At 37.6% G+C, this 15,843-nt stretch carries 17 protein-coding genes; 10 read left to right on the top strand and 7 right to left on the bottom strand.

The features are described from left to right. Positions 1 to 45 precede the first annotated feature (45 nt). The 8 genes from J0871_RS08800 (at position 46) to J0871_RS08765 (ending at position 9,282) form a co-directional block, all read left to right on the top strand. The gene (locus J0871_RS08800; RefSeq protein WP_208224888.1) at positions 46 to 1,185 is read left to right on the top strand and encodes a hypothetical protein; all 1,140 of its coding nucleotides are present in this window, start codon (positions 46 to 48) and stop codon (positions 1,183 to 1,185) included. 136 nt (positions 1,186 to 1,321) lie between these two features. Next, positions 1,322 to 2,824 (top strand): outer membrane protein transport protein, encoded by a 1,503-nt coding sequence (locus J0871_RS08795; RefSeq protein WP_208224887.1) that lies wholly within the window; start codon positions 1,322 to 1,324, stop codon positions 2,822 to 2,824. Between the two features lie 164 nt (positions 2,825 to 2,988). Next, a complete protein-coding gene (locus tag J0871_RS08790; protein WP_208224886.1) occupies positions 2,989 to 3,768 on the top strand; it encodes a hypothetical protein in 780 nt (259 codons plus the stop codon). Between the two features lie 159 nt (positions 3,769 to 3,927). Further along, positions 3,928 to 4,104 carry a hypothetical protein gene (locus J0871_RS08785; protein ID WP_177195632.1) on the top strand — a complete coding sequence of 59 codons (177 nt, stop codon included), beginning with the start codon at positions 3,928 to 3,930 and terminating at the stop codon, positions 4,102 to 4,104. A 199-nt stretch (positions 4,105 to 4,303) separates the two neighbouring features. Then, positions 4,304 to 4,876, top strand: coding sequence for a cob(I)yrinic acid a,c-diamide adenosyltransferase (locus J0871_RS08780; protein WP_208224885.1), 573 nt, complete (start codon positions 4,304 to 4,306; stop codon positions 4,874 to 4,876). A 149-nt stretch (positions 4,877 to 5,025) separates the two neighbouring features. Beyond that, positions 5,026 to 5,247 (top strand): DUF2795 domain-containing protein, encoded by a 222-nt coding sequence (locus J0871_RS08775; RefSeq protein WP_008272287.1) that lies wholly within the window; start codon positions 5,026 to 5,028, stop codon positions 5,245 to 5,247. Positions 5,248 to 5,335: 88 nt separating this feature from the next. Beyond that, complete coding sequence (gene secA, locus J0871_RS08770) at positions 5,336 to 8,695, top strand: preprotein translocase subunit SecA (RefSeq protein WP_208224884.1); 3,360 nt, start codon at positions 5,336 to 5,338, stop codon at positions 8,693 to 8,695. Positions 8,696 to 8,805: 110 nt separating this feature from the next. Continuing rightward, positions 8,806 to 9,282 carry a DUF4199 domain-containing protein gene (locus J0871_RS08765; RefSeq protein WP_075326183.1) on the top strand — a complete coding sequence of 159 codons (477 nt, stop codon included), beginning with the start codon at positions 8,806 to 8,808 and terminating at the stop codon, positions 9,280 to 9,282. Here the strand turns inward: J0871_RS08765 and J0871_RS08760 are convergent, their stop codons facing one another. From J0871_RS08760 to J0871_RS08745, 4 genes are read right to left on the bottom strand one after another with little or no spacing between them, the layout of a single operon-like run. Then, on the bottom strand, positions 9,283 to 9,984 hold the full coding sequence (locus J0871_RS08760; RefSeq protein WP_208224883.1) for a peptidoglycan DD-metalloendopeptidase family protein: 702 nt from the start codon (positions 9,982 to 9,984) through the stop codon (positions 9,283 to 9,285). Between the two features lie 56 nt (positions 9,985 to 10,040). Then, positions 10,041 to 11,438, bottom strand: coding sequence for a hypothetical protein (locus J0871_RS08755; RefSeq protein ID WP_208224882.1), 1,398 nt, complete (start codon positions 11,436 to 11,438; stop codon positions 10,041 to 10,043). After that, positions 11,419 to 12,039: a hypothetical protein gene (locus J0871_RS08750; RefSeq protein WP_208224881.1), complete on the bottom strand. Its 621-nt coding sequence runs from the start codon at positions 12,037 to 12,039 to the stop codon at positions 11,419 to 11,421. Before J0871_RS08750 ends, J0871_RS08755 begins: the two co-directional genes overlap by 20 nt. Beyond that, positions 12,023 to 12,568: an RNA polymerase sigma factor gene (locus J0871_RS08745; protein ID WP_208224880.1), complete on the bottom strand. Its 546-nt coding sequence runs from the start codon at positions 12,566 to 12,568 to the stop codon at positions 12,023 to 12,025. The genes J0871_RS08750 and J0871_RS08745 overlap by 17 nt, the downstream gene beginning before the upstream one ends. A gap of 154 nt (positions 12,569 to 12,722) precedes the next feature. Here J0871_RS08745 and J0871_RS08740 point away from each other — a divergent pair, with 154 nt between their 5' ends. After that, complete coding sequence (locus tag J0871_RS08740) at positions 12,723 to 13,286, top strand: DUF2911 domain-containing protein (RefSeq protein ID WP_208224879.1); 564 nt, start codon at positions 12,723 to 12,725, stop codon at positions 13,284 to 13,286. A gap of 142 nt (positions 13,287 to 13,428) precedes the next feature. On the opposite strand, the gene J0871_RS08735 is transcribed toward J0871_RS08740, so the two are convergent. After that, entirely contained in the window at positions 13,429 to 13,863 is a 435-nt protein-coding gene (locus J0871_RS08735) for an organic hydroperoxide resistance protein (protein WP_075326177.1), read from the bottom strand. A 95-nt stretch (positions 13,864 to 13,958) separates the two neighbouring features. On the opposite strand from J0871_RS08735, the gene meaB reads away from it, so the two are divergent. Continuing rightward, entirely contained in the window at positions 13,959 to 15,047 is a 1,089-nt protein-coding gene (meaB, locus tag J0871_RS08730) for a methylmalonyl Co-A mutase-associated GTPase MeaB (protein WP_208224878.1), read from the top strand. Here the strand turns inward: meaB and J0871_RS08725 are convergent. Together J0871_RS08725 and J0871_RS08720 are read right to left on the bottom strand one after the other, a co-directional pair. Next, complete coding sequence (locus J0871_RS08725) at positions 15,044 to 15,613, bottom strand: phosphatase PAP2 family protein (RefSeq protein ID WP_075326175.1); 570 nt, start codon at positions 15,611 to 15,613, stop codon at positions 15,044 to 15,046. The genes meaB and J0871_RS08725 overlap by 4 nt on opposite strands. Further along, positions 15,613 to 15,843 (bottom strand): hypothetical protein, encoded by a 231-nt coding sequence (locus tag J0871_RS08720; protein WP_075326174.1) that lies wholly within the window; start codon positions 15,841 to 15,843, stop codon positions 15,613 to 15,615. The genes J0871_RS08725 and J0871_RS08720 overlap by 1 nt, the downstream gene beginning before the upstream one ends.

Genomic DNA, 15,843 nt, shown 5'->3' with positions numbered 1-15,843 from the left:
AAAACTAACTATTTTTGTAATGTTCAACAATAAAATACCAAGCTAATGATACGCAATTACAACTTACACAAAAAAGCAATTCTATTTGTTGCTCCTATGTTCTTGCTATTGTTAGCATCTTGCGGTTCTTACCAGTATTCTGGTTATGAGGATGGGATCTACGGTGATTCTAACCAACAGCAATCAACTTCTGAAGAGCCATCCCAATATGCTAATAATAATCAGGATCAGGGAAATTCATATTATAAAAACCTTTTTTCAGAAAAATCAGAATTTTATGGCCAAATGGCCGATGAAATCGTTTTTACCGATGTAGAATCTTATTCTTCTGCTGATGGTAATGGAGACGAAATATATTACGAAGACCAACAATCTTATAATAGTGGTCGCGCTCCCTGGGGTGAAGATCCAGATCAATACACCATAAACATTTACAATACCGGTTTCCACGGTGGATTTTACAATCCCTGGAGATGGAATCGTTTTGGATATGGTTACGGTTTTGGAGGTTACTGGAATGATCCGTTTTTCTGGGATCCATTTTATGGCCCAGGTTATTGGGGTGCCGGTTTTGGTCCCTGGGGCGGAGGATTTGGCCCGTGGGGTGGCGGTTTTGCATACGGCTCACGATGGGGCTGGGGTAACCACTTTGGCTTCGGATTTGGATATGGAGGCTTTGGAGGCTTTTATAACCCATATATGGGAAGAGGATATCTAAACAATCCATATTATGGCTATCGTAACAATTACAGAGACGTAGCTTATAATAACGGAAGAAGAGCCAGCTATTCAGATTATGGTACAAATTCAAGGGATAATGTTTCCCGTATTAGAAGTAACGAATCTTCTTATTCCAGAAGCATTCGAAATATAAGAAGCAATGATAATGCTTCAAGAAGTAGAAGTAATACCAGAAGCAATTCAGATAATTCTAACGTTTATTCCCGATCTAGCAGAAGAAGCGAACCATCTAGAATCAACACTTCTTCTTCAAGAACAAATTCGGCTATAAACCGGTCTAATAGAAGCTCAAGATCCAACTCTACTTATAATAGATCTTCTAACAGTTCTTCAAGAAGTAGCGGGACCGTTCGTAGTAGCTCTAGTAGTTCCAGAAGTTCTGGAACAAGAAGTTCAGGCGGAAGTAGTCGTTCTTCTTCATCCAGAGGTGGCGGTAGAGGATAATCAACTTCTGGCGTGAAAGTATTTTAAAAAAATTTGAATCAACCTTACAGTTTCCCGCTGTAAGGTTTTTTCTGAAATCAGTAAATATACTCCGGTCTAAAACCCGGTAAACCGTAAAAGGAATTAAAAATAGTTTATGAAAAAGATATTTATAATATTGAGCATTCTTTTAGCAGGAAGCGTCCAGGCTCAAAACATTACCGATGCTTATAGATACAGTTCTGAAGAACTGAATGGAACCGCCAGGTTCCAGGCACTTAGTGGTGCTTTTGGAGCACTTGGGGGAGACTTATCTGCCATTACAGTAAACCCGGCCAGTTCTGCCGTTTTCCTTAATTCTTTTGGAACTATGACTTTGTCTCACCGTTCTACCAATAAAAATGTAGATTATTTTGGATCCGGTACTACAAATGAAAATTCAGATTTTAACTTTAATCAGGCCGGTGGTGTACTTGTTTTTGATACAAGAAGTGATAGTCCCTGGAGAAAATTTAGCTTAGGTTTAAATTATAGCCAGACCAATAATTTTGACGATGCTTTTTTGGCTACCGGAACAAGCCAGACTTCTATAGACCAGTATTTTCTAAATTATGCTAACGGCATACCATTAGATTTACTACAAACCCGCGAAGACGAAAGTATCTCTGATCTTTATTCCTATTTAGGAGAAAACGAAGGTTATGCTGCACAGCAGGCATTTTTAGGCTACCAGGGCTACGTTATAGACCAGGCAGAAGATTCCCCAGATAATACCGAGTATAATTCCTTTATAAGCCCCGGGAATTTTAACCAGGAATATCGTTCTGTGGCTACAGGTTTAAACGGAAAATTTTCTTTTAACTTAGGGACACAGTTTAGAGATTTCTTATACTTGGGTGCTAACCTAAATACCCATTTTTTAAACTACGACCGTACTACAAGATTTAGAGAAAACAACAGTAATTCAGGTAGTGCTACCAATCAGGTGATTTTTAATAACAACTTAAGCACAACCGGAGACGGATTTTCTTTTCAGTTAGGTGCGATTGCCAAAGTAAGTGATAGATTTAGGGTTGGCGCATCATACCACTCTCCTACCTGGTTTAATATCGTGGAAGAGGCTACCCAGTATCTTGAAACAAATAACGAAGCGAATGAGCGTGTGGTGGTAGACCCCAACGTTTTAAACCTCTACCCTGATTACAATCTTAAAACTCCCGGTAAAATTACCGGTAGCCTTGCTGTATTATTCGGTACCAAAGGATTAATTAGTTTTGATTATTCCTACAAAGATTATTCAGCCACTGAATTTAGACCTACAGATGATCCCGAATTCGATTTTCAGAATGGGCTTATTTCAGAAGAACTTCAGGCGGCTTCTACTTTTAGATTGGGTGGAGAATATAGAATCAATAACTGGAGCTTAAGAGGTGGTTATCGTTTTGAGCAAAGTCCCTACGCTAACGAATCTACTGTAGGCGATTTAACCGGCTACTCAGGTGGTATAGGTTACGATTTTGGAAGTATGAAATTAGACCTTGCCTACACCAACGCAAATTACGAGGAAAATGCAAGACTTTATGAAACCGGTTTAACCAATACGGCAAATATAGACAGAGACCTCTCCAAAGTGATTTTATCGCTTAGCTTCGGCTTATAGGAAAAGGATCTTTTGTTTTTAACTTAAAACGCCCTTTTTGGGCGTTTTTTAATTTAAATTCTACACTAAATCCCCTTATACCACTATTTTTCAGTAACTTATACAACCTATTTATTGAAGCCTCATCTATCATAGCTGCATTACTAACATTTAAATACACAGTTATGAAATCAATTTTTTACTGGATGATGCTAATTCCTTTTTTGGTATTCTCCCAAAATCAGTCAGATAATAATGAGGAATACCTCATTGTTGGATCCACTATTTTTTCAGCAAAAAGCGATAAAATAAAAGAGTTTTCTGAAGGTATGAAAAATCACAATGAGCAGTTTCATGCAGAAGGAGCTATGGGAGTACGAATTTTTACAATCATGAATGGCCAAAATGCGTATGATTATATGGCGGTAATTGGGCCAATGCCGTGGAGTGCTTTTGATGAAGCCAGCCCTACCCAGGAAGCACATGATGAAGACTGGACCAATAATGTGATCCCTTATTTAGAGAGCGAAGAGGAAGTGACTTTTTGGAGATTCCATAATAATTTATCTCATTTTCCTTCTAATTTTGAAATGAGCAAACTTAGAGTAAGCGTTTGGGACATAGCAAGAGGAAAATATGAAGATATGATTTCTAAGCTAGAAATGGTAACAGGAGTTTTAAAAGAAAAATCACCTGAAACGCCTTTCGCAATTTACACCAATGAATTTTCGTCTACCAACTCTGGCCAGGATCTTTCTGTAGTATATTTCTTCGATGATTTTGCCTGGCTGGGAAAAGATCAAAAGCTTAAAGAGAAATTTGAGGAGGTTCACGGGGCAGGTTCTTTTAATTCTTTTACACAAGATTGGATGAATATTACCAATGGCGCTTCTCAGGAACTTTGGGTTTATAACCAAAACCTAAGTGGGATTGGCCCGCAGGTAACCACTTCTACCGAAGATTAAAATTTAAAATATGAGTTATAAAAAAGTCAGCATAGGAAAATTTTCTATGCCGACTTTAATTTGTATAAACTTCCTCTTCAGTAAGCATCCATTGAAAAATTTAATTTAATTCTTTAAAAACTCAAAATTTCATATCTTGTAAAAAATTAACAGTTTATCATGTTTGAGTTTGACCAGGAAACCTGGATTTACTTCGCGCTTATTGCGGCTTTTCTCGTTTATTTTATTTGGAATTCCCGTAGAGCAAAAAAGAATCGTAAGGCTCGTAAGAACAGAAATTTTAGAAGGCGCTATATGGAACGCCGAAGAGAGGAAAAATCTGAAACTAATATATAACTTCTTAGCCTCATTAATTGCCGTCTTAATTCTTCATTTTGTACTTTTGAAAAGTGAATTCCTTTACCAGGGAAGGCAAAGTCCTAAGTAAAATAATTTAGGACCGGGACTAAAAATGTAAATTGAAAAAGCCTGGAATTCAAGTAAGAATTTTTGAGTATTTTAATTTCATTTATCCAGTAAGAAACAAAACATTTATATGAAGATTTATACAAAAACCGGTGATAAAGGTACTACTGCACTTTTTGGAGGCAAAAGGGTTCCTAAACACCATATTCGCATAGAAAGTTACGGCACTGTAGACGAACTTAACTCTCATATTGGACTTGTTCGCGATCAGGATACGGGCGAACATACCAAACAGGTTTTAAGCAGAATTCAGGATAGGCTTTTTACTATTGGCTCTACCCTGGCGACAGATCCTGAAAAACAAAAATTAAAAAACGGAAAAGAGCGATTAAATATTCCTAAAGTTTCGGCAGAAGATATAGAAATGCTGGAAAAAGAAATGGACAAAATGAATGAGGAACTTCCTCCTATGACTCATTTTGTGCTTCCGGGAGGCCACCAAAGCGTGTCATTCTGTCACATAGCGCGGTGTGTATGCCGGCGTGCAGAGCGACTTGCCACCGCTTTACACGAAATTGAAGCTTTTGACGATAAGGTTTTACAATATCTAAATAGACTATCTGACTATCTATTTGTACTGGCACGGATGTTGTCTAAAAAATTAGAGGCCGAAGAGGTAAAATGGATTCCCGAAAAATCTTAGTTCTTATTTTAAGGCTTCAGCAAGAATTATTCAGTAAAATCTATAATTTTAGCGTATGTTCTTAACAGTATTGATTAAATAATAGATTTTTTTCTTGGCTATTACCACAAAAAATTTATTTTTGCAAAAATAATAAACCTGAGCAACCCATGTATTGGACTTTAGAATTAGCATCTTATTTAAGTGATGCACCCTGGCCTGCAACTAAAGACGAATTAATTGATTACGCCATTAGAACAGGTGCTCCACTAGAAGTAGTAGAAAACCTACAGGCGATTGAAGATGAAGGAGATTCGTATGATTCTATTGAGGAAATTTGGCCCGATTATCCCACTGATGAAGATTATCTTTGGAATGAGGATGAATATTAAATAATAACACGCAAAAAATAGAAAAAAGTCTCCAAAGTGAGGCTTTTTTTTTGCGTACATTTGAACCCCGTATTAAACAAAAACTATTATGAGTTTTTTAAATTCTGTATTAAAAGTATTTGTTGGCGATAAATCTAAAAAAGACGTCAAAGAAATACAACCTGTAGTCGATAAGATAAAGGCGCTGGAAGGTGAGTTTGAAGCCCTTTCTATAGACGAACTTAGGGCTAAAACAGCAAGCTTTAAGGCGAAGATCGCTGAAGCTCTAAAAGATATAAATAAACAAATTGAAGAGCTTGAAGCCGAGGCCGATGCCAGTGACGATATTACCCGAAAGGAAGATATTTATGCTGAAATTGATGCGTTGAAAGCTAAATCTTACGAGATCTCTGAAGGGGTTCTTAACGATATTCTACCCGAAGCCTTTGCAACGGTAAAAGAAACCGCAAAACGCTTTTTCCATAACGAACAACTTAAAGTCACCGCCTCAGAATTTGATCGTGAGATTTCTGCCGAAAAAGACTATGTAAATCTTGAAGGCGATCACGCAATCTGGAACAATTCCTGGGATGCTGCCGGAAAACCGGTAACCTGGGATATGATTCATTACGATGTACAGCTAATTGGTGGTGTGGCTATGCACCAGGGAAAAATTGCCGAGATGCAAACCGGTGAAGGTAAAACCCTGGTGGCAACCTTACCAATGTATCTTAACGCTCTTACCGGAAATGGAGTGCACCTTGTAACGGTAAACGACTACCTGGCAAAAAGGGATAGTGCCTGGATGGCGCCACTTTTTGAATTTCACGGTTTAAGTGTAGATTGTATAGATTATCACAGGCCAAATTCAGCCTCCAGAAGAAAAGCCTATAATGCCGATATTACTTACGGAACCAACAATGAATTTGGTTTCGATTATTTGCGTGATAATATGTCTCACGCTCCAAACGATCTCGTACAACGCCCACATAACTTTGCCATTGTAGATGAGGTAGATTCGGTTTTAATTGATGATGCGCGTACGCCGCTTATTATTTCCGGGCCAATCCCAAAAGGGGATGTTCACGAATTTAACGAACTCAAACCTGCGATTTCTAATATTGTAGAACTTCAGCGTAAACACCTTACTAAGGTTCTTGCTGAAGCTAAAAAACTTATCAAAGAAGGAAACACCAAAGATGGTGCATTCTTGCTATTAAGAGTTTATAGAGGTCTGCCAAAAAATAAAGCACTTATTAAGTTCCTTAGTGAAGAAGGTATAAAACAGTTGCTGCAGAAGACCGAAAATCATTACATGCAGGACAACAACCGCGAAATGCCAAAAGTAGATGCGGACCTTTATTTCACTATTGAAGAAAAAAGCAATCAGATAGACCTTACCGATAAAGGTATTGAGTTTCTTTCTGCCGATGGAGATTCTGATTTCTTTGTTATGCCCGAAATGGGAATGGAAATCGCCAAGATTGAAAAAGAAGGACTTTCTAAAGAAGAAGAAGCCGAGAAAAAAGAAGAACTTTTTAGAGATTACAGCGTAAAAAGTGAACGTATTCACACCTTACGACAACTGCTAAAAGCCTATACCCTATTTGAAAAAGATGACGAATATGTGGTAATAGACAACAAAGTGAAAATCGTAGACGAGCAAACCGGGCGTATCATGGATGGGCGCCGCTATAGCGATGGTTTACACCAGGCAATTGAGGCCAAGGAAAATGTGAAAATTGAAGATGCCACCCAAACTTTTGCTACGGTAACGCTTCAGAATTACTTTAGAATGTACAGCAAGTTATCTGGTATGACAGGTACAGCTGTAACAGAAGCTGGAGAATTCTGGGAGATCTATAAATTAGATGTGGTAGAAATTCCTACCAACCGTCCTATTGCCAGAAAGGATAAGGACGATATGGTTTACAAAACCAAAAGAGAGAAATATAACGCGGTAATAGACGATGTTACCCAGCTTTCTAATGCAGGAAGACCCGTTCTTATTGGTACAACTTCTGTAGAAATTTCAGAATTACTTTCAAGAATGCTGAAATTGAGAAATGTTCCGCACAACGTGCTTAACGCAAAACTGCATAAACGAGAAGCCGATATTGTTGCTGAAGCAGGTAAATCTGGTATTGTAACTATCGCCACTAACATGGCAGGTCGTGGTACCGATATTAAACTTAGTAAAGAAGTTAAAGAAGCCGGTGGTTTAGCCATTGTAGGTACAGAGCGCCACGATTCACGGCGTGTAGACCGCCAGTTAAGAGGTCGTGCCGGCCGTCAGGGAGATCCGGGAAGTTCACAGTTCTATGTTTCTCTGGAAGATAATCTAATGCGTCTATTTGGTTCTGAAAGGATCGCGAAATTAATGGATAAAATGGGTCTGGAAGAAGGTGAAGTAATTCAGCATTCCATGATCTCAAAATCTATTGAGCGTGCGCAGAAAAAAGTAGAGGAAAATAACTTCGGAATTAGAAAGCGTTTACTTGAGTATGATGACGTAATGAATGCTCAGCGGGAAGTTATCTATAAACGTCGTTACCATGCTTTATTTGGAGATCGTCTGCGAGTAGATATCGCGAATATGATTTTTGATACTTCTGAAGCGATTACCGAAAATAATAAAGTTGCCCAGGATTATAAGAATTTTGAATTTGAACTGATTAGGTATTTCTCTATGAGTGCCCCGGTTTCAGAAGAAGAATTCGAGAAAATGGGCGTACAAAAAATTGCCGGAATTGTCTATAAAGAAGCCTACCAGCATTACCAGGAAAAGATGAAGCACAGCGCTTCCAGGGCTTTCCCGGTAATTAAGCAGGTTTACGAAGACGAAAGCAACAATTTTGAAAGAATTTCTGTGCCATTTTCAGACGGGCAAAAAACGCTTCAGGTAGTTACTAATCTTGAGAAAGCTTACGAAACCGAAGGTGTTCAGTTAGTTAAAGATTTTGAGAAAAATATAAGTCTTGCTATAATTGATGATGCCTGGAAAACCCACCTTCGCAAGATGGATGAGTTAAAACAGAGCGTTCAATTAGCGGTTCACGAGCAAAAAGATCCTTTATTGATCTATAAATTTGAAGCTTTTGAATTGTTTAAATCTATGCTGGATCACGTAAATCGGGATGTAATTTCTTTCCTTTTCAAGGGTGAAATTCCAGAAGGAAATGTTTCAAATATCCAGGAAGCAAGACAACGCAAAAAAGAAAAAGTAGAAACTCAAAAGGATGAAATTCCTAATATAGACGAAAGAGCTGCTCAAAGTCGCGCCGCTGGAAACACCCAACAGCAACGCCGCCCACAGGTGACCGAAACCATTACCAGAGACCAACCAAAGATTGGCCGTAATGATAAAGTGACTATAAAAAATGTAATGAGTGGTGAGAATAAAACTCTTAAATACAAACAGGCTATTCCGCTTATTGAAAAAGGAGATTGGGTTGTTGTGAATCAGTAATTTAATTTCAAATTATACAAAAGGGCTGTTTAAACCTCCTAAATAGAGGAACTTTTAAACAGCCCTTTCTTTTTTTGAGTACATTAGCTTTTCATTCAATCATCAAAAAAATGAAAAACTACCAAATAGAAATAAAGTGGGGCGTAATTTTCTTCGCTGCATCTTTACTTTGGATGTATTTTGAGAAACTCATGGGCTGGCACGATGTGCTCATTGCCAAACACGCTATTTACACCAACTTTTTTGGCTTAATTGCAATAGCAATTTACTTCTTTGCCATTCATGATAAAAGAAAGAATTTTTTCCGCGGAAAAATGAGCTGGAGACAGGGATTCGTTTCGGGAGTAATTTTAAGTATTGTTATTGCCTTACTCTCTCCTATTGGCCAACTAATTACACACTATCTTATTTCTCCCGAATACTTTGAAAATGCTATAGAAAGCAGCGTAGAAAGAAATGCTATGAAGCAGGAAGATGCTGAAGCTTATTTTAACTTAAGCTCATATATAGTACAATCTATAGCCGGTGCATTAATGATGGGTGTAGTAACCTCAGCTATTGTCGCGTTGATTTTAAGAAAAAAATAATCAGGAATTTTTCAATTTCAGCAAATAATTGGGATCTGGGCAGTTTTGCAGATAAAAATCCAATTCCCGGCGGGAAGTAACCCCGGGAAAATCACCAATTTTTTCAACTAAATCTTCAATTATCTGAAAATGTAAATGTGGTGCATAATCGCCATTTTCTTCGGGTGTTCCCAATTCAGCAATTTTTTCGCCTTTTTTCACAAAACTCCCCGGAACAAGACCGTTTAATGAAGATTTACTTAAATGACCATACAGAGAATAGAACTTCTTTTCTTCAAATTCGTGTTCTAAAATTATGGTTGGGCCGTAATCTCCGAAACTGGAATTATCGTTAAAACTATGAATTCTTCCATCTAAAACCGCTAAAACATCGGTATGTGCATCAGCCCAAAAATCCAGGCCTAAGTGTATATTCCTGTTAGAATCTTCATCTTCAGAAGTTGTAAAAAGTTCACTTCTCTTATAAAGTTTTCGTACTTCAGAATAGCCTCCAAAAGCCACCTTTTTTCCGAAGGCATTTAAATATTCGGCTATATAATTAGAAAAAGCCCGGGAAGAAGAAATATCTACTTTCCCGAGCTTTACATTGTTTTCAGATAAATCTATGATTATATAATCTTCTTCCCTTAAATTCACATCCAGAACCTGGGTAAACCCCGGTGTTAACTGCGAAAGAAATTCAGAAAAATTTGTGGTTCCCATAAGCGATCTTTAAAACGATTTGCCGTTTAAGAATCGCTAAAATTACACCTTGAAATTTAATTTAACAAGACATCGCTAAAATTAGCTTTAATGCTAATATTCCCTCCAGAATCTTTAGTTTTATGAAATCCCGTGAGTTTTTTATTATCGTAAGATTCGCTACTTGTTACCTTTAAAGAACCAGGATGTTTAATATCGCTCTGGGTGCCACTGTATATAAAATTAAAAGCTGATGAAGGCAAGCCAAGTTCCAGATCGCTATTCTCTAAATTAATATCAAGATTTTTAAAATTAGCCCCTACTCTTGCAATATTCAACTCCCCAAAATTTCCCGATAAAATCCCGGTATCTTCCAGCACCTCAATATTTACATTACTGGAATTGGAACTTAATTTGATGCTTTTCACCTTCTTAATTTTAAAGTTTTTTACATACCTGGCATCCATTATTCCATAAGTCCAATAGTTGATGTTCACCGGAGTGTAAGCTGCCTCTACATTGGTATTTTTACCACTTATCCTATCGGCGGTTAGTTTACTGTGAGAAAGATCGGCGTGAAGATTATTTGTTGTTCCCGAAAGGTTTACATCCCCGTGGCGTACATCAAGATTAAGCTTTGCATTTTTAGGCATTTTTACCTTAATGGTCTTTTTGGCCTTAGAATTATTTAAACCTATCACTTTTGGTTTTCCATTTTCTGCATCACCAAAACGGGCTTCCATTTGCGCTCCAAAAGATTCGCCCCAGGCTTCCATATCTTTACCAAAACTTTCGGCCCATTTTTCCATAGACTTTTCAAGCTCTTCACTGTTTATTTCCATCTTCATTTCAAAATTCTTCTCCCATTTCTCGGCATTTTTTTCAAACTGAGAAGCCCATTTTTCCATATCTTTTTCAAAATCTTCTCCAAAATTGGCCTCTATTTGCTTTTCAAATTTTGCAATGTATTTGTCACCGTCTTTTTTATAAGCTTCATAGTCAAATTTGATATTGCCCATTTTTTCACTGAATTCTGGCGGAAGCGGCGCTCCCATACTTTCGCCCATACTTTGCATCAAAGGCGTCACCAAATTATTCATTAATGGCTCCAGCATCTGCGGTAGCCTGGCCAGTGGTTTTTCCAATCCGCTAAGATCTATATCTCCGCTCCACTGCATTCCCCCGCCTGAAGAAATATTTACTTCTGAAGCATTTCCGGAAGTATTTAGTTTCCAGGCCGCAAGAATATCTTTTATTTCACTTTTTTCAATTTCCCCAGTTTCCAGAGAGGCTTCAATTTGCACTTCATTTTTATCCCAGTAATCTACAATAATATTGGTGTGACTGGCATCAATTTTCACTTCTACATCGCCGGAGGTTTTATAAGTTTTATCCAGCTTTTTTGTTTGCGCGCTCAATGTTACCGGAAGGTAGAGCAGCAGCGCAACTATTAAATTATACCTCGTAGTTTTCATATTCGTTGTCTTTTGATTGTTTAATTTCCTTTAATTTGCTTTTTAGCTTGTAGAGTAAATCCAGTCTTAGTTGAAGATTCGCTATCATCGCTTCCAGGGTTTGCTCGTTTGGCCCGGCTTCTTTAATTTCTGTATTTAAGCGTTGGTATTCCTTATCCAGTTCAGCCATTTGGTTCATAAAAGAATCTATAAGGGCTTTATTTGCTGGTGTTATATTGATTTTGGAAAGTTCAATATTAAGACTGGCCATATAATAATCTTCAATCTTCTTGAATTCAGGTGAAACTTCACTTAGCTGAAAATTATTTTCAGTTGTTCCCGGCTTATTTTCTTTTTCTTCTGAATTTTCCTGATTTGGAGTATCAGCTACCGATGGCTCATTCGTAAAATTATCTCCCCCTGAATTCAGAAAAAAGAATCCCACGCCCAGCGCAACAATTAAAACCGCTGCGATCTTTAAAAAAAAGAACGTATTATTCTTCTTTTCTACGGGAAATTCTTTCTCCAGGCGATCTTCAAATCGCTTTTGGTGCCCTTTGGGTAAAGTGTTGGGTTTGGGCTCCTTCTCATTCCTGAACATTTCTCTAATATCCTGTGCCATTTTTTATAGTCTTTAATTCTTCCTGCAATTTTTTCTTACCTCTGTGTACTAAAGTCCGCGAGGCTACCGGACTAATATTTAAAATCTCTGATATTTCTTCGTGGTCATAGCCTTCCATTAAGAATAGCATCAGTGGGTATTTATATTTTTCGGGAAGTTTTTCCATACTTTGCTTTATTTCTTTCATTCCAATCCCATCGTCTACCTGCCAATTATCGTCTTCTTCGGCTGTGCTCAATACCTGTTCATTAATAGCGACTAATTCCAGCTTTTTCGCTTTTAATTTATCTATACACTTATTAATTACAATACGTTTAAGCCAAGCGCCAAAAGTAACTTCCCCCGTAAATTGCTGTAGTTTTGCAAAGGCTTTTATAAAAGCTTCCTGCATTGCGTCTTCTGCCTCATAAGGGTCTTTCAAAAAACGTAAGGCCACATAATGCATTCCCTTGCAATATTGATTGTAGAGCTTCAGCTGGGCCCTGCGATCTTTGTTTTTACAGGCTTCTATTAATTGATGCTGTATCATTTTCTTTGATTGGTTGTACTTTAAAGACGAAACTATTTTTGCAATGTTGCAAGCTTCTGTTATTTTGTAGCTGAAAATACGTTTTTTCCTTTTTAAAGTCTGAAAAATTAGTTTGCACGCTTTTTGAACTGTAATATTTCAAAATAAATTAATAATGAAAAAACCGGTAAAAACGTTTTTAAAGATTGGCGGAATTATTATTGTATTGGCCGCTGTACTGGTATTTATAATGCGCTACAGTACTAAAGCTCATAGTCCCGAAGCCACCGTAAATTATACACAGGGCGATTTAAAAATAGAAGTTTTTTATAACCGCCCTTATAAAAAAGAACGGGTAATTTTTGGTGAACTGGTACCTTATAATGAAGTATGGCGTACCGGTGCCAACGAAGCCACGACTTTTGAAACCAATAAAGATATAATGGTAGATGGCTCACTTTTAGAAGCCGGGAAATATACCTTATGGACTATCCCCATGGAAGATTCCTGGAAGGTGATTTTTAATAAAAATATGTACCCCTGGGGAATTGATATGGAGGAAAAAGCCTATCGTGATCCTGAGTTTGATGCGCTGGTACTGGAAGTTCCTACCAAAGATTTACAAAGAACTATTGAACAATTTACTATAGCTTTTAATGAAGAAAATGAATTTATAAATTTAAACCTGGCCTGGGCCGAAACACTGGTTAGTGTTCCTATAAAACCTGAAAAAGCATAAAAAATTAAACCTCACAGGGTCATAAAATCCTGTGAGGTTTATAATTTAAGTCACCCTGAACTTGTTTCAGGGTCTAATTTCTTAAAGTTTTAGATGCTGAAACAAGTTCAGCATGACGATAAGGAAATTTTAAAATTTCATCTTAATCTTCGTCTACTAAAAGATTAAGCGTCACATCTATATTGTCTCTTGTGGCTCTAGAATAAGGACAAATTTCGTGCGCTTCATTAACAATTTTTTCACCGGTTTCAACATCTACACCTGGTAAATAGCAATCTAATACTACAGATAGTTGTAAATTTTCTTCCTCATCAGTCAGGCCTAATTTTACTACTGCGCTCACACTAACATTTTCATCTATATCTATACCGTGATTCTTAGCAGCTAACTGCAATGCACCTCCAAAACAAGCAGAATACCCCGCTCCAAATAATTGCTCCGGATTGGTATAATTTCCGCCTTCACCGCCCATAGATTTTGGCATACTTAATTTTACATCCAATATTCCATCATCACTTTTGGCGTGGCCTTTTCTTGCTCCTTTTGTAGTTACCGTTGTTTTATACAAATTTTTCATCGTTATTTAAGTTATATTAATTAGGCCTGAATATACCAAGCATAAACAAGGCTCCCAAAGATCGAATTCATAAATTTGTCATAAATAAGTATAGTTTGAGCAAGAAGAACCAAGAATCGGCATTAAGTGAATCTGGCAGTAAGCCGGCCTCGGCGAATGTGAATCCAAAATCAGCTCAAAAGATTAGAGCGTCCCGAAAAAATAAATTTGAGGAAGAAGATTTGCTTCAGCAACTTCTAAATGGAAATAAGACTGCTTTAGGCCGTGCAATTACTTTGGTAGAAAGTAATCAATTTTCACATAGAAAAAAGGCGCAACAGTTATTGGAAGGCGCCCTGCCCTATTCTCAAAAATCTATTCGAATTGGAATTACAGGCGTGCCCGGCGTGGGCAAAAGTACTTTTATAGAAAGTTTTGGCTCATATTTAATCGAACAAGGAAAAAAAGTAGCGGTACTGGCGGTAGACCCCAGTAGTAGTGTTTCCCACGGAAGTATTTTAGGTGATAAAACCAGGATGGAAAACCTTGTAAAAGAAGAAAATGCTTTTATACGGCCATCGGCTTCGGGTTCTTCTCTTGGTGGGGTGGCCAAAAAAACCCGCGAAAGTATTATTCTATGTGAAGCTGCAGGCTTTGATGTTGTGCTTATTGAAACCGTTGGGGTTGGCCAAAGTGAAACCACGGTGCACAGTATGACCGATTTCTTTTTATTGCTGAAACTGGCCGGAGCCGGAGACGAACTACAAGGCATAAAACGAGGAATTATAGAGATGGCCGATGCAATTGTGATCAACAAAGCTGATGGAGACAATATAAAAGCTGCAAGGGAGGCAAAACTGGAGTTTAACCGTGCGCTGCAACTTTACCCAAGCAAAGAAAGCGGCTGGAAACCAAAAGTTGCTCTTAGCAGTGCTTTAAAGCAAACGGGAATTGATAGTGTTTGGGAACTGATTAAAGAATTTGAAAAGCTAGGAAAAGAAAATGGTTTTTTCCTGAAAAACAGAAAAGAGCAGAATAAATTCTGGCTTCTACAAACTATAAACGAACATCTAAAAAACCGCTTTTACCAAAATCCTGTGATGAAAAACGAACTTGAAATTCAATTAAAAGCTATAGAAAATAATAAGATAACCGCTTTCGCCGCAGCCGATTTATTAATTGAAAAGTTTGAAAATCTGGATTAATTCTTTTTGAAAATTTTCTGCTGTGCCCATTCGTGAAGTTTATAGAAAATAAAGCCTAAGAGCCCACCAATCAACATTCCTACAAGTATATCTCCCGGATAATGCACTCCTAGATAAACCCGACTATAAGCTACAAGTAAAGCCCAGGCAACTAACCAAAATATCATTTTAGGAAAGACTTTTCTAAATAATAATCCAAGAAAAATAGCAACGCCCATCGAGTTAGAAGCGTGTGCTGAAAAGAAACCATAAGAACCGCAACGAACCGCCACAAACCGGGTATATTCCATAATGCCTTCCTGCCGGCAGGGTCTTAAACGTTCAAAAGCATCTTTAAAAACATTTCCTAATTGATCTGTAGCGGTAATTAATAAGGTTATAAATACCACCGTGACCAGGCTTGATTTCCAACCGAATTTCCTAAAAATTAGGAATAAAAGTAAAGCGTATAACGGGATAGCTGTCCATTTATCGGTAATGAGCAGCCAAAGCCAATCCCAGGTTTCATTACCCAGGTTATTTAGCCAAAGAAATAATTTATGATCTAACTCTATTAATTTCTCCATTAATCGTCCTCGTATCTTGCAATTTCCCTATCGTAAAATTCTGAAGCTTCTTTAATAAGGTTTTCGGTTTCATTTTCAAGTTCTTCTTCATCGTGCTGGTCAAATTCTTCCAGCCATTCTACTTCATCGTTCTCGAGATTAATGATAAATCGTGGGAATTCGGTATGTATTACGAAGATAGCAGTGGGATAGTCAGTATTATCACCGAGAAGAAATTTAGGGAAATCCAT

This window comes from Salegentibacter sp. BDJ18 (assembly GCF_017579965.1).
Lineage (GTDB): Bacteria > Bacteroidota > Bacteroidia > Flavobacteriales > Flavobacteriaceae > Salegentibacter.
Note: the sequence above shows the minus strand (reverse complement) of the source record. Positions and strands in the feature narration are given on the sequence as shown.